The sequence below is a fragment of the Acinetobacter sp. 226-1 genome, assembly GCF_030329325.1.
In the GTDB taxonomy this organism is placed as follows: Bacteria; Pseudomonadota; Gammaproteobacteria; order Pseudomonadales; family Moraxellaceae; genus Acinetobacter; species Acinetobacter sichuanensis.
The window spans coordinates 1-833 of sequence record NZ_JACANU010000061.1 but is presented as its reverse complement, the minus strand read 5'-3'; the positions used below and the strand labels follow the sequence as shown (position 1 = coordinate 833).

General features: G+C 41.8%; 1 protein-coding gene. It reads right to left on the bottom strand.

Annotated features, from left to right (window positions below; all coding sequences use genetic code 11):
* Positions 1–833, bottom strand: an 833-nt coding sequence (locus HX124_RS18090) for an FAD-dependent oxidoreductase (protein WP_286384461.1), incomplete at both ends; no start/stop codon positions are given.

Below are 833 nucleotides of genomic sequence, written 5' to 3'. Positions count from 1 at the left end.
CCAGAACGAATAATATAATCAAAGGCAGATAAAGAGGCTTTAGCACCTTCACCCGCAGCAATGATGATTTGCTTATACGGCACAGTGGTACAGTCACCTGCGGCAAATACCCCTTTGACATTGGTTTCGTTGCGGTCATTAACTACAATTTCGTTGCGGTTAGAAAGTTCCACTGCTGTTTCTTTTAGGAAATCTGTATTTGGCAATAAACCAATTTGTACAAAGATTCCTGCAAGTTCAACAATATGCTCTTCATTGGTTGCACGGTCTTTATATTTCAAAGCAGTCACTTGTGAACCATCACCGATCACTTCAGTTGAAAGCGCATTCATGATCACTGTGGTATTTGGCAAGCTGTTTAATTTATCTTGTAAAACTTGGTCAGCACGCAGTTTGGTATCAAACTCAACCACGGTTACATGCTCTACAATACCTGCAAGATCAATCGCCGCTTCGATTCCTGAGTTACCCCCACCAATCACAGCAACACGTTTACCTTTGAACAATGGACCATCACAGTGTGGGCAGTATGCAACACCACGTGTTTTATACTCTTTCTCACCCGGTACATTCATTTCTCTCCAACGCGCACCTGTAGAAAGAATCACCGTTTTCGATTCAAGTTTTGCACCATTTTCAAGTTCAATTTCAACTAAACCATTGCTTGTTTGGTCAGCACCTACAATGTTTTTAACTTTTTGTAAGTTCATGATGTCCACACCGTACTCACGTACATGCGCTTCCATATCTGCACCGAACTTAGGACCTTGGGTTTTTTGCACTGAAATAAAGTTTTCGATGTCCATAGTATCCATGACCTGACCACCAAAGCG